Genomic DNA, 19,229 nt, shown 5'->3' on the forward strand with positions numbered 1-19,229 from the left:
CAGTGGTCCTTATCGGTTGCAGGGCCTCACCCGCCTGCCTGGTTTTGAGCAAGCAGCTGTTCAGTAGCAGGAGGCTCCAGAAAAGTAGACCACCCCCCACCCATTCATGCATTGGCAGAAGGCACCTGGAACTCCTGGTACGAGCATGGGGCAGACCTTTGCGCCGACCGCGTTACAGCAGAAAAGGGGGCCGGATTTTACCCTTACCTTGGTCTTCTTGCTGTCGGTGCCTCCTCGTCCAGTGCATTCGATGTCGTAGGTGGTCGTTTCATTAGGGGTGACGTATTCGGATCCAGACGCCGCGACATCCATGAAACCTGGGCTGATGGAGCAGGACTGTGCTCCAGTGCTGCTCCAGGAGAGCTTCGACTGGTCTCCCTGCGTGATGGAAGCCGGTGACGCGGAGAAGGATGTCACCGTTACTTTCTCATTGACTGAGACCGTCGCACTTCTGGTCGCCGGTCCACCCGGGCCCGTACACCTGAGTGTGTAGGAGGTCGTCCTTGGGGGGGCCACATCCAGTGATTGTTCTCCCTGGTAGTCTTGTACTGCTTGACCAGAGAGGCTGCAGGAGGTGGCATTCGAAACGCTCCACTGGAGGGTTGAGGTATCTCCCGCATTGATCTCCGTGGGCGTGGCGGAGAAGGAGTGGATGACGACCGACGGCCGTACGGGCACGGTCAAGGTCTTGGAGTCCGAACCGGAACCATTTTTGCAAATGAGCGTGAACGTCCGATTGGCCGACAACCGGAACGCCACATCCCCTGTCTTGGCCACGGCTGCACCATCCAGTGCACAGGTGTCGGCGTTTTCGGAGGTCCACCCGAGGATGACCTCTCCCCCTGTATCAACCTTGTCTGGATTCGCCTTGAACGTAGTAATCGTGGGACGAAGTTGGGGGGCAACTTCCAGGCTGCGCTGGCTTGTTCCTCCCTCCCCATCGCAAGATAGGGTGAATGTCGTTGGCTTGAGTGGGACCTTGATATTCACAGAACCTGTGGTTGGGACGTCTCCAATGCCCTGATCAATGGTGCAGGAAGTTGCATCCAAAACGTCCCAGGCCAGGGTTGCGTCCGCGCCCGGAAATGCTGCCGGCGTTCGGAGCTCGAAGCTCCTGGTGCTGGGTGGCATCAGCACCACAACCTGCACTGAACGGGTGACCGAGTCTGTGCCTTGTGCGCAGGTGAGGACAAACTCCGTGGTGTCCTCGAGGATGAGCTCCTCCGAACCCTTGGAGCCCACCTCTCCTACAGCGGGGGCGATCCGCGCCTTACATCCATAGGAGGTAGACCATTTCAGCTGAGTCGCTCCATTGTATGCCGTGGAGGTGGGGCTCGCGGTGAAGCTGTAGATGGCGAGGTGAGGCTTGAGCATGATGGGATACTTCTTGCTTTCTGCCCACTTCAAGGCTGCCTCGATGGGGAGGGCGTATGCATCCGTGTTCGACTCCCCCTGGATCATGCCGATAAGCTCCCAGTTGTCTGTGAAAAGGCCTCCTCCCGAGTCGCCGTCTGCGAGATTGATTGATTCGAAGTTGAACCGATTTTCCTGGGGAGGCTCGGAGATCTTGTTCCCCACCGTCGAGTAGTGCCATGCCGACTTGGAGCCGTGTCCCATCAGGATAACGGGCATATCCTCGAACACCGAGTTGCTACCAACAAGGCAATTGCTCCGGATCGTGTCCGGGAACTGATCAAGAGTGGCGGGCAACTGAACCTGGACTGCGGCGATGTCGAGATCGGAGTCGTAATCCAGCAATGTCAGCGGCAATTCCTGTGGTTTGGCTGGAGTGCCAATCCAGAGGAGTGCCTTGGAATTACGGATGACCTTGTCACCCGAGCGAAGCACGTGATTCGCCGTCAGTATATAGAGGGTGCTTCCATCTCTTCCGATGATGATGCCGCCTCCGCTTGTCGTATTTTTACCAAGCGTTCCTGAGATCATGACAACCAAGCGCTTGGCGTCTTCTTTCGTCCTGGCCTGGGCCTCCGCTCTCGCGGATGTGAGCGTGAGAAAGATTGCCAGATAGAGGTGGATGTTGATGAATCTCATGTTTGTCCCGTGTACCAGCGAGCCGTGGAGAGCACGAGGCCGAAGAGGAAGATGACGGACGACCAGAGTAGATGGAGCTTTCGATTGGCGGCCAGCCATTCCAGGAGAGAAGGTTTGAGTTCGCGGACGGTGCTGCCCAAGCCCATTTTGATGCTGCTGACCTCGCCGTGAAAAATGACTGAGATTTGGCCTTTTTCGTCGAGAGTGGCGGAGCGCACCTCACCGTTCGTGATCTGAAGGGTGAGGTGGGTTCCCGCTCGCAGCGGCAGATCCTTGTCGTTGAGCTCCTCCATCACGAGTGAGCCCGAAATGATCGAGGAGAAGGGTGTCACGACCGCGGAGGTCAGTTGCTGCGTGTCATCGAAGCCTTCGAAAGAGAGCTTCGACACGGGCGTCGGCAGGCAGATGATACAACTGGGAGTCGTGGTGGTCGCGACCTCCAGTTGAAAGTCATCCTGGGTGTAGGCTCTGAGTGCGTCTGGAATGGAGAGGGAGAGCGCAACGGGGCGGGCGCCGGTGACGCTCACGCTCGCTGTGCCCAGGAGATCTGCCTGGATCTCCGTGGCCGCATGCTCGAATGCGAAATGCGCTTGGTAGGGAGATACAGCGCTCATGGTGAGCTCAGTGTTATCCGGCACGATGATGGGATTCAGGCTGAGCGTGGAACTGTTCGTCTTCGGATCAGGAAGAGAGACATCCACGTTGAGTCCGCCGGTCTTCTCCGTTGCGCGGTATGAGTTGGGCGCACTCCCGGATTGATCGGGTACTCTCAGCTTCTTCACGCCGGAGGCAGTCAGGCTCGTGATGTCGACGTTGCCGAAGAGCGTGTGTGAGCGGTTGAGTGCCGCTGAAAACTGGGAGGATTTGACACTTAGCTCAATCTCGGTTTTGGTGGTTGGGATCGTCGCGAGTAGCGCGATCAGGAACGCCGCGCTGGATACTGCGATGACGGGTATCCAGTTGATGGGTTTCTTGCGCTCGGGCGCAATGCGATCGGCAAGAGAGAGAAGATGGTTCAGCCGGGCGAGCGAGCGGGGCCGGCTGGTGGCCTTGAGTTCCTCCTCGAGGTTCTGCTGGATGAGCGCTCTCAGTTCCTCCGTTAGCTGGGCACGAGGATCTTTGGATGGGGTATTCATTTTTCCACTTGGACCTGGGGGGCGTGGAGGAAATAGAACTCAGCCGAGAGCGGCTTTTTGAGCTTCGAAATGGCAGACAGCTTTACCCAGTAGATCGCTGGAGTGGGTAGCCATGAGACCGGGATGGAGATTGAGAGTGGCTGGTCGGGAGGGGCCGGGTCGACGTCGAGCTTCTGGTTGCTCAGGACCGTGCTGATCTTGTTGTCCGCGTTGACGGTTCCCAGGGAGATGTAGACCTCCGCGATGCTCGTATCAGGTAACAACCCCACCACGTATTGGTCCACCTTGTCGGAAGCTTTGTTCGTGGCCGCGAGGCTGACTGGAACGAGAACCATCAGCTCCTCGTCCTCGCCAGCAGGCTTGTTGAAGAATGCGAACACACCGAACTCGGTCAGCGGAACCTCCGAACGGATGATCTCCGTGTCCCACTTGTAGAAGGAGTTCTGGCCCGGCTGGTGGGTGTCCATGCGGTAGTAGATGCGGGACTTCAGTCTGGAGGCCCGGAGGTGGACGGTCGTGGCTGGTATGGAAGGCCAGCGAAGGAACACTGTCTCGGTTTGTCTGTAATCCTCGACAGTGGTCGTGAGGGAGCGGGGAGTGAGGCTGGATATTGATTTGGTCTTTGTGAAGAGGCCTTCACACCGATCGCCCCGCTGTCTGTAGGCGAAAGAATTGTTTGTGTCAGTCTCGAGAGATTTGTCGCAGTTGTTGGTCTGGGCGGAACTGCTGGGCGGAAGGAGGAACAGTGCCAGGCCAATCAGGCTGGAGAGATGACGCATGTCAGCTCCTGGTTGGGTGCGTGCTTGGGCTTTGATGGGAGGGGCTTGTTTCTATGGGCGATAGTGTGCATCATCTGACATCAGAATCACAAGTTGCACATGGGGCTTTGACTCTGGTCGTGAGGGTGGTTCGGACCTCCGAAGAGCTGGGGGCCCATTGCCGCTCACCGCTGTTGGTGCCAGGAGGACGCCGGGCAGGAGCGGTTGGGCGCCCTCGCCTGGACGAGTCGTTTGTGTTCATCCGTTGGGGCTGTGCGCGTCCGCCGTTCCGTGCTGTCCTCCAGCGAAACAGCGCCTCTGGCAGGTTGCGCGCCCTGTGGTCCCTCGTGGCGGAGCCGCGCCACTCCACGCAGCACCACGTGAGGCGAAGCAACCCACCCCCGCCATCCCTTGGGAGAGGCGTTGGAGGCGGCTTGGGGGTGTCAGGCGTCAAGCAGGCGGATACGCTGTTCCGCGCCCGACTGAGTGGGCTCGTCTTCATGGGTGGCCGGCAATGACGGAAGAGCGCACGGGACGCGTCGAGCGGCCCATGGAGTTCTGGCTCGAGGATCTGGCGCGGCGCAGGACCTTCGTGAAGCCGGAGCACACCATCCGCGGCTTCTTCTTCAAGGGCATCCTGGAGAACATCCAGACGCTGGGGGACGAGGCGCTGGTGAGGCGTTGCCTGGAGGCGTGTGGCCAGGAGTCCTTCGTGGACTTCTTCAGCTACTCCACCGACCTGCTGTTCCCCATCCTCTTCACCGCGCTGCCCACGCTCGCCGAGCGGCATGGAGGCGCGGAGGCCGCGCTGCGGCAGATCGGGCGGCAGGCCTCCACCGACTTCCTGGCGTCCGTGGCCGGCAGGGCGATGTTGTTGATGTCCCAGGGGCGGCCCCAGTCGTTGATCAACAGCCTGCCGGCCGCCTTCCGCGTGGCGATGAGCTACGGAAGCTCCCAGGTGGAATGGCTGGGGCCGCGCGCGGGGCGTCTCAGCGCGCGGGGCGGCTTCATGCCTCCCCCGTTCCACGAGGGGCTGCTGTGGAAGCTTCTCGAGGCGGCGGGGGCCCGGGGCATCCAGGCCACCGCGCGTCCGGAGGGAGACCTCGACATCGTGTGCGAGTTCTCCTGGGAGTGAGCGTCCCCGCCCGGCCGCCTACGGAGCGGTGCGCTGACGCAGGCGCGGCGGCAGGTGCGGTGCGAACTCCTCGAACTGGGGCTCCACCCGGGCCGGCGTCGTGTCCTTCAGCCCGGTGGTGGCGATCCCCGCCCAGCGGCGCACCGTTTCGACGGCCTGTGCGTTCTGCTCGCCGGGGAGCCGGCTGATGTTGCTGCCGTGGTTTCCGCCCGGCACCTCGTACAGGTACGAGTCCCTGGCGTCTCCCAGCGAGTAGGCCGCCGCGCTCCACGGATCCAGCTCGCCGTAGATGAACATCAACCGCTCGCCCTGCGTGGACACCCAGTCCTGGATGTCCTGCATGGCCTGATCGCGGAAGACGAGCGGCACACCGGACGGCGCATACACCGGCGCGGTGTCCGTGTCCGGGAAGTGGATGAGGCTCCCGAGGAAGGCCTCGTACGGCCGGGGCCAGCCCAGCTCCACCGCCGCCTGGTAGTAATAAGCCGCGTAGTAACCGAGGCCGCTGGAGCCGTTGTCGGCGAACGTGGCCAAGCCCACCTGGCTATTCATCACCGCCAGCAGTTCCGGGCCCGTCGCCTCGCTCCCCGGGAACAGGTCGCAGTTGGCCGGTGAGTTGTACTGCCAGAAGCCGAAATAGGTCTCGATGACGGCATGCTCCAGCGCCTTCTCGAAGCCGAGCTGCGTGTAGGTCAACCCGTTGTCCTCGGCGTAGGTGCGCAGCAGCCCCAGCATCTCCTCGCGCCGCTCCAGCACCGTGCGCTGGAAGGTGTGGATGCGCTCGCGGCAGTCGGCCTGGGCGGCGCCACCGACAGCGTCCTGGAAGGCGGGGAAGCGCGCGTCGTCCCGGCGGGCGATGGGCGCCACGTACGCCACCGTCGCGTCCACGTCGTTCGGGTAGAAACGCCGGAAGAACACCACCGTCTCGCCTCCCTTGCTGGCCCCCGTGGACAGCCAGCGGCCGCCATAGAGGGGCTTGAAGGCCTGGACGATCCGGTGGAAGTCCTGGGCGGACTGCTGGACGGTCAGCTGGCTCCAGTCCGCGGGCTCCGGGCGGCTCGGCGGGAAGAAGCGGTGCTCGACGGAGAGCTGGTTGGCGCTCAGCAGCGACGTCAGCTCGCGCCGGCTCGGGCTCGTGGAGACGTAGTAGCCGCCGGTGTAGAGCACCATGGGCGCCGTGTCCGACGTGTGCAGCAACGTCAGGCGCTGCTGGAAGCGCTGGCACCCCGGGCGGGAGTGATCCGCCGGCTGGTCGTACTGCATGATGAAGAAGCGGTAGCCCGTGGGCAAAGTCGCTCCCTTGGGATTCTCCTGCACGGTGAGCCCGGGGATGGCGCGCAGCCGCTCCAGGATGTCCACCGACGTGTCCTGGAGGAGGGCCTTGTTCGCCACCGTCTCCGTGAAGGCCAGGCTGGTCCCACACTGATTCGTGCCCGCATCCGGCTGCTCGGTGCCAGCGTCGGGCTGCTCGGTGCCAGCGTCCGGTTGCTCGGTGCCGCCATCGCCGACACCCTCATCCGGGGAGGGCTTGGGGTTGTCGCCACAGGCTCCCAGGCTGAGCAGGAGCAGAAGGGGCGTAATCAGGAAGGGGGACCGGGTGATGGGGCCGGTGTCTCTCATGGACTCCTCTGTCGATTCGCGCGGGCCCCGTGCGTGGGGCGGCGCGCGATGGTACCGCGCCCTTCTGATCCTCTGCCCCGGGCCATGTCGGGGCCGAGGCGCCGGTGTGCCCCCCTCTCGGTATCGCCTTCCTGCTGAGACACCGGGTGAAGGCGGTGATAGAATCCAAAACCTGTATTTCAGTAACAAGCTTATTTGTTTTGAGCCGCATCGAGCCGACCCGGCGTACCCCCACCGCCGCCCGTCCCCCCCCGAAGGAGCGTGCCCTCATGCTGGACATCCACATTGGCTTCATGGACGAAGAGGTGAAGCCGGTCCTCGAGCAGATGATGCGCTTCAACAAGGACGAGGACACGCCGGCCGAGAAGTACGGCAATCACGTCGAGAAGTCCGGCGAGTACTCGCTGCTCTTCCGGCTGGCGTTCAGCCGGCTCATGCTGCTGCACCGCGAGCGGCCCATCATCGTCATCGAGCGCAACGCGGTCACCGACTCGGCCATCCTCTTCGAGAAGGTCCAGTCCGAGTACGCGCTCAAGTCGTGGGAGCACGGGGCCACCGTGCGGCTGAGCAGTGGCGATACGGCGATGTATTCGAACCCGCCGTCCAATCGGGGCGCGGGTCTCGAGTACATCGGCAAGATCGCGGCCGGCCTGTCAGCGGCGGTGAAGGAGAGCAAGACGGCGGAGAAGGTCGCCACGCGCAAGAACGCGGACGCCAAGATCAAGTCCGACCTCGGCGATCTCGCCTACACCGTCCTTGGCTACAAGCTGGACAAGCTGGGCAGTGACGTCGACCCGCTGGTCATCGTGCGCGCCCCCGAGATGGGGCTGCAGCCGGATCTGATCCGGGTCCACCTGAGGACCATCCTGCGAGGGCTCGGACTGGCCATCGAGAAGAAGGGGGCCGCCGACATCAACATCACGGTCTACGGCGCGGGCGGGGCCCAGGTGCCGCATACGCGTCCCGGGGAGCTGCGCTACACCTGGGGCAGCTTCTATGTCGGCGTCGAGCACAACAAGGCGACGACCGGGCCCCACGACAAGTGGAAGGGAATCATCGCCTACGCCACCCCCGAGGAACACGTGGAGTTGTTCTCGGAGGTGGGCGAGAAGGCCAAGGACACGCTCGCGAAGGCCAAGACCGCGTTCCTGAAGAACGAGGAGGTGGACGCGAAGATCCGTGGCATTTGCGAGGCCTTCAAGAAGAGCTCGCGGAGCAAGACGGGCTACACGCTCAGCCTGACGGCCTCGTTCTTCATCCCCGGTGACTTCAAGGCGGCGGCGAACCAGAAGGGAATCGACGGGGACGTGGCCATGGAGGACTACCACCTCCTCAAGGTCATCCACAGCATCAAGAAGGACATGACCCAGACGTCCGGGGTGCACAAGTACCCCTCGCTGGGAAGCTCCACGGTGATGCGCATCGACTGCGACCCGCCCGAGATCGATCAGGACGTGTTCAACAAGTTCGCGAAGTGGGCGCTCGATTACCGCTGGACGCGGCAGCACTACATCTCCGCGATCATCTGGGGCCTCCAGGGTCTGGAGCTGAGCAAGATCGATTGGAACTACGCGGACTGGACCTTCCCTCGCGACCACATCAAGAGCGACGCGAGCCTGCGCAAGCACTTCTTCATCGTCGAGCAGGACGGCGCCAAGCGCGTCCTGTGCCCCTTCTACACGGAGGTGGCCTGCGATCTCCTGGAGTCGATCCGCAAGGCGAAGAACGCGGCGGAGCTGAACGACGTGTTCCTGGTCCACCTGCGTGACAAGGACGGCAAGCCGCTCCCGCTCACGACGATGTCCTACGTGACGCAGTACTACCCGGCCATGAAGGACCTGGCCGAGAAGATCAAGAAGGGCGCTTCCGCGGGGTTGAGCGCGCCAGACAGCCGTGAGGGCGAGGCGCTGCGGCAGAACATCGACAAACTGGTGACGCTGATGGGCGCCATCTACATCATGCACCGCCAGGTCCGTAAGGAGGACGGCGGCTGGCCCATCTGGGCGCGGCCCGGGTGGGGCGCCTACCGCCATGGTGAGTTCGCCACGGTGTGCCCCTCCATCAACCGCGCCGATGCCCAGACGCGCATCAAGGCCATCTGGTGTGACGGGGCCAATGGCAACCTGGACCGCGCCTTCTACAAGTCCACCAACATGGTCGCGCTGCAGATCGAGGCCATCCGGGGCATCGGTGGCCAGGTGGGCCTGCGCGAGCACACGCAGAAGTGGAGTGGCGTGATGCAGGAGCTCAAGGGCAAGGCGCAGGAGATCCAGGACCGGGGACCGCTCCGGGCCCAGGCCGGTGAGCAGGCCCGGATGAATACCATCCGCTCCGGAATCATGGCGCGCCTGCTCGAGCTGGAGCGGACGGACCCCGTCATGCGGCTGCTGCGCCAGGCGGCCCGCGAGATGTGGCAGCGGCAGCAGACCCAAAGTACGGCCCTGGTGGTCTACACGGGAAATCAATAGCGGAGCGCGCCATGCCCTACGCCGTGCAGCCGGGGGACCTCGTCGTCCCCTCGTATTGGCCGAACTCCGGCTGGAGCCCGTGGCACGAGCACCCGGCCTTCGAGGTCGCGGAGCTGCCGCGTGGCTCGCTCATGTTCCAGGCGCTCGAGCGCTACATCAACGGCAACATCGAGGCCCGGAGCTTCCGCGCGAAGAAGGCGGAGCGCACCCGCATGCAGCGGGCCGAGGCCATCGTCAAGGACACGAGCGGCAAGTACAACGCGCAGTGGAAGCTGAGCGCGGCCCACCGGTTGAAGGAGAAGCCCGAGAACGGAGGGACGACGCCGCCTCCCAGCTCGGGGCCGGTGGACGTGGCGAAGATCCTCATCGTCCGGAACGAGCCGCTCTGGGAGCGCTACGAGAACAAGCGGTACGTGCTGCGCTCCAAGGCCGGCACGTCCTTGAAGGGCATGGCCTACAACACCTTCGAGCCCGTGGAGTGGACGCATGTGATGGACCATCCCTGTCCCGGCTGGCGCTCGTTGCCCGTGCTCAACGCTCTCCATGGCGAGGTGCTCATGTTCCACGGCACCAGCAAGGACGTCATCCCGCTCATCGCCGCGGGCGGGTTCGATCCGAGCCGGTGTCAGAACCGCGGCAAGGACACGCCGGACTACGGGCTGCTCGGCAAGGGCTCGTACTTCACGGACTCGTTCTCCAAGCTCATGGTGTACACGGGCTGCAACAAGTGCGGGGATGCCGAGTGTGCCTGCAACTCGAGCAAGACGCCGCTGCTGCCCAGCAACCGCTACTCCATGCTGTGCCGGGTGCTGCTCGGCAGCATGAAGCGGCGCAAGCCCTTCTCGGATGTCAGCGCCGAGGAGATCCGCGCCGAGGACCTGCACTCGTTGGACAATACGGCCTTCGACTCGGTGATGGGCATCGGGCCCGACAACCGCGTCGATACGCAGATCACCCCGACCAACGAGTTCATCATCAAGGACTCCGCCCAGGCCTACCCCGAGTTCATCATCTACTGGCGGAGGCGGCGCCTGCTGGTCTCCAAGCTGTGAGCCGCGGCGCGGGCTTCACGCGGCGCAGGTGAAGTGCACACCCTCCACCCAGCCGAGCGCGGTGAGGGCGGACCGGATCTCGTCGCGGATGCCTCGCACTCCCACCGCCGCGACGAGGTGCGTGTCCTCCGGCGGGGCTCCCAGGGACTCCGGTGGGTCCACCGGAATCCCGTGGATGCGCGTGCCCACCTTGCGCGGGTGCACGTCGATGAAGCGCTCCACCCGCGCCCCCTCCGCGAGCAGGAAGCGCGTGAGCGTGAGCCCTCCCGGGCCCGTGCCCCAGACCGTCAGTGGACGCCCCGCCACCTCGCGGCTGCGCGCCAGGTAGCGCGCCTTCACCCAGATGAATCGCTTGTGCGCATACCTCGGGTCCGTGCGTGTCAGCCGCTCCGTGCTGTCCCTCCAGCGCAACAGCACCTCGGGCACGTTGTGCATCCCATGACCCTGGTGGATGAGCTTCAGCCACAGGTTGTAGTCCTCCGGGAAGTCACCGTGCTCCCAGCCGCCCGCCGCCACCACCGCCTCCCGTCTCAGGCACACCGAGGGGTGGCAGATGGGGCTCTCCACGAAACGCTCGCGGTGCAGCCGCTCGGGCGTGGTGAGCCCGTTGAGCCATGCCGCGTAATCCCTCATCGAGGGGCTCACCGGCTGGTCCTCGCGGAACAGCTCCACGCCGGTGCCCACCCCGCCCAGGCCCGGGTTCGCCTCCAACGCCGCGACGCTCGCCTCCAGGCGCCGCGGCAGCGCCTCGTCATCCGCGTCCATCCGCGCCACGTAGGGCGAGGTCGCATGGGAGAGGGCGAGGTTGAGCGCCGCCACCAGCCCGCGGCCTTGCCCCTCCAGCACCTCCACCCGGGCGTCCCGCGCCGCCAGCCCCTCGAGCACCCCGCGCGTCCCGTCCGTCGAGCCGTCGTCCACCGCGAGCACCCGGATTTCACGCAGAGTGCCTTCCAGGAGGCTCTCCACCGCGCGCGCCACGGTGCGCTCGGCGTTTCGGGCGGGCAGGAGGACGGTGACGACCGGAGGCGGCATCCTGTGTAGACTGCCCCACCCATGGGTGGCGTGAGAAACGGCAATGACGCTGGCTCGCCTCCGTCCGGGCCGGGCACTGGCGTGTCCGAGCTCGTGGAACGGCACCGCCAGAGCGCCGCCCGCCTGCTGCTCGAGGGCCATGCCGCCCACGCCTTCGGCGAGCTGGTGCGCGCCAGCCGCTCCCTGCCCATGACGCCGCGGCTCGCCTCGGCGCTCGTCACCTTCTCCCTGCGCGCGGGCACCGAGGCCGCCGCCATCGCGCTCCTCTCGTCCGCGCTCGGCACCACCCGGGGCGAGGCCCGCCGCGCCGTGCGGCTGCAGCTCGCCCGCGTGCTGCGCCGGGTGGACCAGCTTCCCCGGGCCGTCGAGGCGCTCCAGGCGCTCGTCGACGAGTCCCCCGAGGACCGCCGCGCCCGCCGGTTGCTCGATGTCCTCTTCCGCCGTCTCTCCCGCCACGCGGCCGAGCGTGAGGCGGAGGCCGAGGCCCTCTCGGTTCCCATCGTGCAGGGCCAGGCCCTCGTGGAGGAGCCGGCACCCGCGGACGAGCGCGCCGCCGAGGATCGGAGCGCGACCGTCGAGTTCTCCTCGCCCTGGCTGGAGGAGGAGCACACCGTGGAGGCCTCGAGCCCGCCGGATGCGCGCTTCGTGCCGCGTGCCTCCCCGCCCCGGACCGAGACCCCCCCGGCGCCCGTCGATGACCGGACCCGGACCGTCCTCGAGCTGGAGCTGCCCGCGCTCTGGCCTTCGCTCGACGAGGAGGCCACCTCCGAGGCGTCCGGTCTGCCCTTCGCGGTCTCCGGCATTCCCGCTGCTCCGCCCCGGGACGACTTCGCCGGGGATGCCTCCAGCCATCGGCGCACGACCCTCGAGGTCACCGAGCGTTTTCCGGAGGACGAGGACACCTCCACCGAAGCGCCTGTCCCCCGGCCCGAGTCCCCGCTCGTTCCTCCTCCGGCCGGGGTGAGGCCGGACGCTCCCGTGCCCTGGAGCAGCGATGAGGACACCGAGCCGTCCCGGCGCATGGTGCCCCGGCGGGAGGATCCGGAGGAGACGCGCCAGGAGGCCCAGCTCATCGCCCGCAGGGCCTGGCCCGAGCTGGCGCAGTTCTACCTGGACCGCGCCGATGGCTCGAAGGACCTGGACGTCCGCGCCGAGACCCTCACCCGGCTCGCCGAGCTGCTGGAGAACGAGCTGCAGGACATGGCGGGCGCCGCCCGGGTGTACGGGCAGATCGTCGCCCTCACCGGGGACCATGCCGCGCTCGCCGAGCAGGTGCGGCTCGTGTCCCAGCGCTCCGATGGGGAGGACTGGGTGGTGTGGCGCGTGCTCGACGAGGCGGTGCAGCGCGCGAGCAACCCCCGGGCGCGTGCCGCCGCCTTCCTGGCTCGCGGCGAGCGGCTGCTGTCCACCGGAGAGACAGCCCGGGCCCGCGCGGACTTCGAGGCCGCGGTGGCCATCTCCCCCCACTCGCTGCCGGGCTTGATGGGGCTCGCCCGGTGCGTCTCCGGGGAGGACCGGGCCCGGGCCGCCGAGCGCCTGCGCGCCGCGCTCGCCGCCGTGCCCCGCCGCACGCCCCACCGCGCCGAGGGACTGCGCTGCCTCGCGGAGGTCGCCGGAGGGCCGCTGGCCGATGCGCGGCTCGCCCACTGGGCCTGGTCGGAGGTGCTCGCGGAGAACCCCGAGGACGTGCACGCGCAGGACCAGCTCGTGGAGCTGACGCGGCAGCTCGGCGACAGGGCCGGGTTGAGCCGCCTGCTGCGCTCGCGCATCGCCCGCGAGCCTCGGGGACTGGCCACGCGCAAGGTCCGCCTGGAGCTGGTGGCCACGCTGGAGGCCGGAGGGGAGCGCGAGGCCGCCCTCACCGAGCTGCGCCAGGCGGTGCGTTTCGAGCCCGGCCACAAGGAGGCGTGGCTGCTGCTGGTGGAGCGCCTCATCGCCTCGAAGCAGAACGGCGAGGCCGCGTGGGCCATGGAGCACGCCGCCACCGCCACCGAGGATGATGACGAGCGGCTCGGCACCTGGGAGCGGCTGGCGCGCTTCTGCCGGGAGGTGCTCGGAGACGCGGCGCGCGCGCAGGTGTACGCCAACCGGGCGGAGAACCTGCGCAAGGCCATCGCCGAGCGCGTGGCGCCCGCGCTGCACCCCGAGCCGCCGCGCAGCGCCGTCCCCAAGAGGGAGTCGAGTGGCTCGCGCACCGGCATCCTCATTCCTCCTCCGGGTGGCGTGGAGCTCACGCCCACCCCGGCCCCGGCATCGCCCACCTCCGGCCCCGAGTCCGCGCCCACGGTCCTCGAGATGCCCGCGGTGGTCCTGCCCGCCCCCGCGAGCCGTCCGCCTCCGCCAGCGGCCCGGGAGCCCGCTCCGGCGGGCCCGGCCAGGACCCCGGCTCCGGCCGCGCCCGAGGAGCCTCCCGACGCTCCGATGCCCGTGGAGAGCACCCGGTTCATCGCCTGGGAGGCGCCCCCGGGAAAGATGGTCCCCGGGCGCCGCCGGGCCCGGGGCGGTGGCTCGGTCTCCTCGCCCGAGCCGCTCACGCCCTCCACGTCCTCCAGGCCCGCGCTGGCCCCGGCCGCTGCTCCGGCTTCACCTCCGGCGCCGGTTCCGGCTCCCGCTCCGGCCCCGGCGCCGGTTCCGGCTCAGCTGGAGAGCGCGCGGCCGGCGGCCATCGAGCGCGTGCGCGAGCGGCCCCTCGACGCGGCGGCCTACCGGGAGCTGTCGGCCTTCTTCACGAGCCGTGGCGACTCGGCGCGAGGCTCGCTGATGGGGGAGGTGTCCGCGGCGCTGCTGGGGGAGAAGGACACCGTCTGCCTGCCTCCACGCCGCAAGCTCACCCCCGAGGAGCGCGCGGGCTTGCGCCACCCCGGCCTGCGCAACCCGGCGGGTGAGCTGCTCGCCTCCGTGGGACAGGCCCTCGTCCGCCTCTTTCCCACCTTCGGCCGGGCCTCGGGCTCCTCCGAGCCGCTCCGGCCAGACTCGGGCCCTGGCGCCCGCGCCGCCCTGGAGGTGCTGCAGTCCGTGGCCCGCCTGCTCGACGTGAAGCTCCCGGAGCTCTACCTCTCCGAGGACGATGGCCCGCCCTTCACGCTCGTGCACCCGGGAGCCCCGCGCCTGCTGGTGGGACGGCTCGCGGTGCGCCAGGTGCTGCCGGAGACGGAGCTGCGCTTCTTCGCGGGGCGCGCCTTGTCCTGCCTGGGGCCGGACCTGCTCGCGCTGCGCTGCTTGAAGAAGGACCAGCTGCTGCGCGCGGTGGCCATCCTCGCCTCGGTGCTGCGCGGCGGGACGGAGTTCGGCCCCGAGTCCCGGGTGGTGCGCGAGGCCCTGCACCCCAACGCGCGGGCCCGGGCGCTGGCGCTGCTGGAGTCGGCCCAGCGGGAGTTCGACGCCGCGGCGCTCGCGGAGGCGGCGCGCCACTCGGCCAACCGCGCGGGGCTCGTCGCGTGTGGAGGCCCGGGGCCGGCCGTGGCGGCGCTGCGGGCGCTCAAGTCCAGCGAGCAGGAGCTGGTGGAGCTGGTGCGCTTCTCCGCCTCCGAGCGCTACCTCCCGCTGCGCGGCTGAGGGCTCACTGCACCTGCACCTTGAAGGTGAGGGCGACGAGCCGTCCGTTCTCTCCGCCGAAGTCGTGGCGGTACGCCACGTCGATGCCGCCTCCGGGCGTCATCACGCCGATGCCCACGCCGAGCTGGGAGGAGCGGGTGAAGCCGTCCCAGGTGTAGCCGGCGCGAAGCGGGAAGCTCTGTCCGAGCAGGTACTCCAGGCCGCCGCTGTAGGTGAGCGTGGTGCGGCCATGGGTCTCGAAGTCGGCGCGCACGTCGGCGGCGAGGGTGAGCAGGCCGGCGAACACTCCGGCATGGGCCGAGTAGTAGCGGGTGAGCTCGGCGTTGCCGGTGCCGATGAGGTTATGGGCGGAGATGCCCAGGGAGATGACCGGAGCGGGGCGGAAGATGATGCCGGCGTCACCGGTGATGGCGTTGGCCTGCCGGGCGCCGCGCAGCAGCAGGTAGCGCGAGGAGACGCCGACCATCAGGTTGTTGCCGAAGGGCACCGCGAGGCCCACGGTGTTGAGGTGTCCGGTGGCGCGCTCGACGCCCTTGCCGAGGGAGATGAGCTGGTAGCTCACCCCGGCGGCGAGCAGGCTGGTGGACGAGTCGGCCAGGGCCACCATGCCGAAGGCATCCTTGCCCACCCAGTCCCAGGCGCCGGTCAGCTCGACGCGGTAGGTGCGGAAGGCGGCGAGGGCGGCGGGGTTGCCGGTGCCCGACTCGGCTCCGACGCCCAGGGCCCGCCAGGCGCCGCCCATGCCATAGGCGCGAGCGCTGAGGATTTCGCGCAGGTCCTCGGCGCGCGGCTGGCGCGAGGTCTCGGCCGTGGGGTTCTCCTGGGCCTGGGAGAGGGGGGCGAGCAGGAGGACGAACAGGAACGTCAGACGGTGCCACATCCACATGGGGGGTCATCCTAACTGCCTTGAAGCAGGGGAGGGCCATCACTAGATTCGCCGCCCCATGAAAGAGCCATTGAACCGCAAGAGCGTGAAACCAGCCGGAGCGGCCGTGATGAAGCGCGCGGTGCTCGCGCTGGGAGTGCTGGCGGCGATGAGCGCGGGCGCGTACGTGCTGCCGGGCGGCTCCATCCTGCGCCGGATGGTGGCGGCGCGCGAGGAGCTGCCATCGACGACGCTGAAGGCGGACGGCTCGCTGCACTTCTACGGGCCGGGGGTGAACGAGGCCGGAGCGGCGCTGGGCCTGCCGACGGACCGGCCGGAGCTGGAGGCGGACGGCACGGTGTACCTGAGGCTGCCGGGCCGGTGCCGTTTCGAGGCGAAGGCGCGGGAGGGGAACACGGTGGCGGCGGTGTCCTCGGGGGGCCGCAAGCGGGTGGAGGGGGCGGAGATTCCGGCGTTGTCGGAGGCGGTGCAGCAGGTGTGCGCGGTGCTGGGAGTGCGCGCGGAGTCGGCGGTGGAGGGGCGCGAGGTGGTGGAGACGCACCTGCGCTCGCTGGGAATCGAGTCGCGCACGACATCGCTGGCGCGCTTTGGCGGCGACGTGGTGTACGTGCTGGGGCAGCAGGCGGAGGGCAAGCCGCAGTTCTGGGTATACAAGGACGGCTTCCGGCCGGCGCGGCTGAGGTACAAGGACGGGAAGGGGACGGCGTGGGACGTGCGTTTCCTGGACTACACCTCGCCGGCGACGGGCGAGATGCTGCCGCGGAGCATCGAGGTGTGGCGCGGGGCGGATCGGGTGATGCGCTTCACGGTGCTCACGGGCGACACGAGGGCGAAGCTCGCCGACACGCTCTTCTGAAAGAACCCCTCTCCCCCCGGGAGAGGGACAGGGTGAGGGTGCCACGGGTCCCAGGTTGAGCCCGTGCATGCTCCCTCTCCCTCTGGGAGAGGGTTGGGGTGAGGGTGTTCGCGCTGTGAGGTGCCATGTCCGAGGAAGATCGGCAGCGATGGAACACCCGCTACAGCCAACAAGAGGGGACGCGGGAGCCGTCGCCGTTCCTCCGCTCGCTCGCGGACCGGCTGCCGGGGAAGGGCCGGGCGCTCGACGTGGCGGGAGGGGCCGGGCATGACGCCCTGTGGCTCGCGAGGCGTGGCCTGGACGTCACCCTGGCGGACGTCTCGGACGTCGCGCTCGAGCGGGCCGCGGAGGCCGCGCGCGAGGCAGGAGTGCCCCTGCGGCTCCAGCGGCTGGACGTGGAGACGGAGCCCCTGCCCCCCGGGCCCTTCGATGTCGTGCTCTGCCTGAACTTCCTCTGGCGTCCGCTGTTCGCGGAGGTCTCGAAGGTGCTCGCGCCGGGCGGGCTGCTCGTCTTCGCCCAGCCGACCCGGAGCAACCTCCAGCGGCACGCACACCCCTCGGCCCGCTTCCTGTTGGAGGACGGGGAGCTGCCCGGGCTGCTCCAGGGGCTGGAGATCGTCTCGTACACCGAGGGATGGACGGAGGAAGGGCGGCACGAGGCCCGCCTGGTGGCGAGTCTGCTATGAGCGGCTCATGGATTGGTTCTGGAGTCCGGTTGGAATCGGTGTGCTGTGGCTCGTCCTTCACTGCGCCGACTATTTTCTCACCATCGCCTCGGCCAGGCTGAAGGCCCGGGGAGAGCTCGGGAAGCGGGTGGAGATGGGGGGGAGCATCGAGCTCAATCCCCTCTTCGTGCAGGCGGTGGAGAAGGGGCAGTGGGTGTCCAAGCGGTTTCTCCTGACGCTGGCGTTCGGGGCGCTCGTGTTCCCCCTGGCGGTGGCGTACTTCGACTGGGTGACGGAGCAGGGGGAGGCGGACCTCCGTGGTTTTTCGGAGGCCATGTGTGGCGCCCTGGTCGTGACGCGCTTCGCGGTCATCTCCATCCACCTGCAGAACCTCGCGCTCTTCCGGCGGATGATTCACGTGCCCGAGGCGTCGATTGTCAGCCTGCGCTACGACCGGGGCACGGTCATGATGATGACCCGGGCCCGGAAGCTGGAGTTGCTGGCCTTCTGCGCGATCGCCGTCCTCGTGAGCGGCCGGCCCTTCTTCCTGGGAGGCCTCGCGGCGACCCTCGGCCTCGTCGCCATGCTGTTCCTCTGGGGCCGTCGTCAGGTGTCCACCCCGGCCTCCGGCTCCTCCGCGCGAGCGGGTACTTGAGCTCGTAGGGGCTCACCGCACGTGCTGATAGACGCGCAGCAGCGTGGCGGGTGACATGCCCAGCCGGTACAGCAGCGGAAAGCCATTCACCGCGAGGAAGTAGAACACCGGCCGCGCGAGGAATCGTCGGCCGGACACCGTGACACGTGCATCCACCGTGCGGATGCGTCCCTCGCGCGACAGCCGTGTGGACAGCTCCAGGTCCTCCATCAGCGGCTGCGCGGGGAAACCGCCCACGCGGCGGAACACGTCGGCGCGGATGAACACCGCTTGGTCCCCGTAGGGCAGCCGCGTGTACCGCGACCGCAGGTCCGCGAGGTGCAGCAGCGGTCCGAGCCAGGAGCGGCGGCCCGTGTCGTTCACGGTCCACGTCTTGAACGCTCCGGCCACGACGCGCGGATCCTCCAGGGTGTCGCGCACATGCCGGGGCGCATCGGGGGGCAGGGCGACGTCCGCGTGGAGGAACCACAGCACGTCCCCTCGGGCCGCCGCGGCGCCCGCGTTCATCTGCGAGGCCCGCCCCCGAGGCGCGGAGAGCACGCTGACACCCGGGTACTCGCGGGCCCGTGCCACGGTGGCATCCGTGCTCCCTCCATCCACCACGAGCACCTCGCCGAGGTCCGGCCCGAAGGCCGCCAGCTCCGCGAGCCGCTGCCCGATGCGCTTCTCCTCGTTGAGCACGGGGAGGATGAGGGAGATCACCGCCGCAGCTCCCGGAGCGCGGCCTCGGTGGCCGGAGCCCGCAGCCGCCCCGAGGCCAGTTCCGACTCCAGGCGCGAGAGATCCTCGGGGACGTCCACGTCGAAGAACGGCGCCACGCGCGCCACGGTGAGCCCGAGCGACACCAGCCGCTCCTCGGTGCGCGCGAGCGTCTCGGCCTGGCTCCAGGGCAGGTGGACGAAGGCGCCCACGGGCAGGCGCCGCAGCGCGAGCAGGTAGAAGCCCCCATCCTCGCTCGGGCCGAACACCGCGTCCGCGTGCGCGAGCCCCGCCCAGGCCGCTTCCAGGTGCTCGGGAGACAGACCCGGGCTGTCGGCTCCGAGGGCAATCGCTACGGGGTAGCGCTCCAGGGCCCGCAGGAGGACGCGCTCCATGCGTGCCCCCAGGTCTCCGTCTCCCTGGGGCCACACCTCCACCGGCCCGGGCAGCAGGCCCTCGGGCCAGGGCCCAGGCGAGGCCAACACCGGAGCGGCCCACGGCACCTGCGTCACCAGGGCCCACGTGTCTTGAATGAAGGCGCGGGCGAGCCGTGCGGCCCCCTCGGCGCCGAGCGCGGGAGCCAGGCGTGTCTTGGCCTCTCCCGCACGGGGCGGCTTGGCGAAGACACAGAGGGCGGCCTCGGGAGTCATCGGAGCCATG

General features: G+C 68.0%; 15 protein-coding genes. 7 read left to right on the forward strand and 8 right to left on the reverse strand.

All coding sequences use genetic code 11. The features are described 5' to 3' along the window. Positions 1-60 precede the first annotated feature (60 nt). Genes NR798_RS10910 through NR798_RS10920 form a run of 3 tightly spaced genes read right to left on the reverse strand, consistent with a single transcriptional unit; the run spans position 61 to position 3,967 of the window. Positions 61-2,052, reverse strand: a complete 1,992-nt coding sequence (locus NR798_RS10910; protein ID WP_375771395.1) for a trypsin-like peptidase domain-containing protein — start codon at positions 2,050-2,052, stop codon at positions 61-63. After that, positions 2,049-3,188: a hypothetical protein gene (locus NR798_RS10915; protein WP_375771396.1), complete on the reverse strand. Its 1,140-nt coding sequence runs from the start codon at positions 3,186-3,188 to the stop codon at positions 2,049-2,051. Before NR798_RS10915 ends, NR798_RS10910 begins: the two co-directional genes overlap by 4 nt. Then, positions 3,185-3,967, reverse strand: a complete 783-nt coding sequence (locus NR798_RS10920) for a hypothetical protein (protein WP_375771397.1) — start codon at positions 3,965-3,967, stop codon at positions 3,185-3,187. Before NR798_RS10920 ends, NR798_RS10915 begins: the two co-directional genes overlap by 4 nt. Before the next feature lie 493 nt (positions 3,968-4,460). Here NR798_RS10920 and NR798_RS10925 point away from each other — a divergent pair, with 493 nt between their 5' ends. Beyond that, positions 4,461-5,081: a TIGR02265 family protein gene (locus NR798_RS10925; protein WP_375771398.1), complete on the forward strand. Its 621-nt coding sequence runs from the start codon at positions 4,461-4,463 to the stop codon at positions 5,079-5,081. Positions 5,082-5,099: 18 nt separating this feature from the next. Here the strand turns inward: NR798_RS10925 and NR798_RS10930 are convergent, their stop codons facing one another. Further along, positions 5,100-6,701 (reverse strand): S28 family serine protease, encoded by a 1,602-nt coding sequence (locus NR798_RS10930; RefSeq protein ID WP_375771399.1) that lies wholly within the window; start codon positions 6,699-6,701, stop codon positions 5,100-5,102. A 269-nt stretch (positions 6,702-6,970) separates the two neighbouring features. Here NR798_RS10930 and NR798_RS10935 point away from each other — a divergent pair, with 269 nt between their 5' ends. Beyond that, positions 6,971-9,169, forward strand: a complete 2,199-nt coding sequence (locus tag NR798_RS10935; protein ID WP_375771400.1) for a hypothetical protein — start codon at positions 6,971-6,973, stop codon at positions 9,167-9,169. Positions 9,170-9,180: 11 nt separating this feature from the next. Beyond that, positions 9,181-10,221 carry a hypothetical protein gene (locus tag NR798_RS10940; RefSeq protein WP_375771401.1) on the forward strand — a complete coding sequence of 347 codons (1,041 nt, stop codon included), beginning with the start codon at positions 9,181-9,183 and terminating at the stop codon, positions 10,219-10,221. A gap of 15 nt (positions 10,222-10,236) precedes the next feature. Here NR798_RS10940 and NR798_RS10945 read toward each other — a convergent pair whose 3' ends face one another. Next, positions 10,237-11,253, reverse strand: a complete 1,017-nt coding sequence (locus tag NR798_RS10945; protein WP_375771402.1) for a glycosyltransferase — start codon at positions 11,251-11,253, stop codon at positions 10,237-10,239. A 21-nt stretch (positions 11,254-11,274) separates the two neighbouring features. Between NR798_RS10945 and NR798_RS10950 the strand changes: the two genes are divergently transcribed. Next, complete coding sequence (locus NR798_RS10950) at positions 11,275-14,808, forward strand: hypothetical protein (protein ID WP_375771403.1); 3,534 nt, start codon at positions 11,275-11,277, stop codon at positions 14,806-14,808. Positions 14,809-14,812: 4 nt separating this feature from the next. On the opposite strand, the gene NR798_RS10955 is transcribed toward NR798_RS10950, so the two are convergent. Continuing rightward, the gene (locus tag NR798_RS10955; protein WP_375771404.1) at positions 14,813-15,694 is read right to left on the reverse strand and encodes a hypothetical protein; all 882 of its coding nucleotides are present in this window, start codon (positions 15,692-15,694) and stop codon (positions 14,813-14,815) included. A gap of 58 nt (positions 15,695-15,752) precedes the next feature. On the opposite strand from NR798_RS10955, the gene NR798_RS10960 reads away from it, so the two are divergent. The 3 genes from NR798_RS10960 (at position 15,753) to NR798_RS10970 (ending at position 17,870) form a co-directional block, all read left to right on the forward strand. Further along, entirely contained in the window at positions 15,753-16,550 is a 798-nt protein-coding gene (locus NR798_RS10960; protein ID WP_375771405.1) for a hypothetical protein, read from the forward strand. A 125-nt stretch (positions 16,551-16,675) separates the two neighbouring features. Further along, the gene (locus NR798_RS10965) at positions 16,676-17,236 is read left to right on the forward strand and encodes a class I SAM-dependent methyltransferase (protein ID WP_375771406.1); all 561 of its coding nucleotides are present in this window, start codon (positions 16,676-16,678) and stop codon (positions 17,234-17,236) included. 7 nt (positions 17,237-17,243) lie between these two features. Beyond that, the gene (locus NR798_RS10970; protein WP_375771407.1) at positions 17,244-17,870 is read left to right on the forward strand and encodes a hypothetical protein; all 627 of its coding nucleotides are present in this window, start codon (positions 17,244-17,246) and stop codon (positions 17,868-17,870) included. Positions 17,871-17,882: 12 nt separating this feature from the next. Here NR798_RS10970 and NR798_RS10975 read toward each other — a convergent pair whose 3' ends face one another. Both NR798_RS10975 and NR798_RS10980 read right to left on the reverse strand, forming a co-directional pair. Next, on the reverse strand, positions 17,883-18,572 hold the full coding sequence (locus tag NR798_RS10975) for a TIGR04283 family arsenosugar biosynthesis glycosyltransferase (protein WP_375771408.1): 690 nt from the start codon (positions 18,570-18,572) through the stop codon (positions 17,883-17,885). Continuing rightward, positions 18,569-19,228 carry a TIGR04282 family arsenosugar biosynthesis glycosyltransferase gene (locus NR798_RS10980; RefSeq protein WP_375771409.1) on the reverse strand — a complete coding sequence of 220 codons (660 nt, stop codon included), beginning with the start codon at positions 19,226-19,228 and terminating at the stop codon, positions 18,569-18,571. The genes NR798_RS10975 and NR798_RS10980 overlap by 4 nt, the downstream gene beginning before the upstream one ends. Position 19,229: the final 1 nt, after the last annotated feature.

It is taken from the genome of Archangium gephyra, assembly GCF_042230915.1.
Taxonomy (GTDB): domain Bacteria; phylum Myxococcota; class Myxococcia; order Myxococcales; family Myxococcaceae; genus Archangium; species Archangium gephyra_B.

Bases quoted from the DNA above. Each gene is read 5' to 3' on its own strand.
- NR798_RS10920 (WP_375771397.1), bottom strand. From the start codon at position 3,967: ATGCGTCATCTCTCCAGCCTGATTGGCCTGGCACTGTTCCTCCTTCCG.
- NR798_RS10935 (WP_375771400.1), top strand. From the start codon at position 6,971: ATGCTGGACATCCACATTGGCTTCATGGACGAAGAGGTGAAGCCGGTC.
- NR798_RS10955 (WP_375771404.1), bottom strand. From the start codon at position 15,694: ATGTGGATGTGGCACCGTCTGACGTTCCTGTTCGTCCTCCTGCTCGCC.
- NR798_RS10940 (WP_375771401.1), top strand. From the start codon at position 9,181: ATGCCCTACGCCGTGCAGCCGGGGGACCTCGTCGTCCCCTCGTATTGG.
- NR798_RS10970 (WP_375771407.1), top strand. From the start codon at position 17,244: ATGGATTGGTTCTGGAGTCCGGTTGGAATCGGTGTGCTGTGGCTCGTC.
- NR798_RS10960 (WP_375771405.1), top strand. From the start codon at position 15,753: ATGAAAGAGCCATTGAACCGCAAGAGCGTGAAACCAGCCGGAGCGGCC.
- NR798_RS10945 (WP_375771402.1), bottom strand. From the start codon at position 11,253: ATGCCGCCTCCGGTCGTCACCGTCCTCCTGCCCGCCCGAAACGCCGAG.
- NR798_RS10980 (WP_375771409.1), bottom strand. From the start codon at position 19,228: ATGGCTCCGATGACTCCCGAGGCCGCCCTCTGTGTCTTCGCCAAGCCG.
- NR798_RS10950 (WP_375771403.1), top strand. From the start codon at position 11,275: ATGGGTGGCGTGAGAAACGGCAATGACGCTGGCTCGCCTCCGTCCGGG.
- NR798_RS10965 (WP_375771406.1), top strand. From the start codon at position 16,676: ATGTCCGAGGAAGATCGGCAGCGATGGAACACCCGCTACAGCCAACAA.
- NR798_RS10915 (WP_375771396.1), bottom strand. From the start codon at position 3,188: ATGAATACCCCATCCAAAGATCCTCGTGCCCAGCTAACGGAGGAACTG.
- NR798_RS10930 (WP_375771399.1), bottom strand. From the start codon at position 6,701: ATGAGAGACACCGGCCCCATCACCCGGTCCCCCTTCCTGATTACGCCC.
- NR798_RS10910 (WP_375771395.1), bottom strand. From the start codon at position 2,052: ATGAGATTCATCAACATCCACCTCTATCTGGCAATCTTTCTCACGCTC.
- NR798_RS10925 (WP_375771398.1), top strand. From the start codon at position 4,461: ATGACGGAAGAGCGCACGGGACGCGTCGAGCGGCCCATGGAGTTCTGG.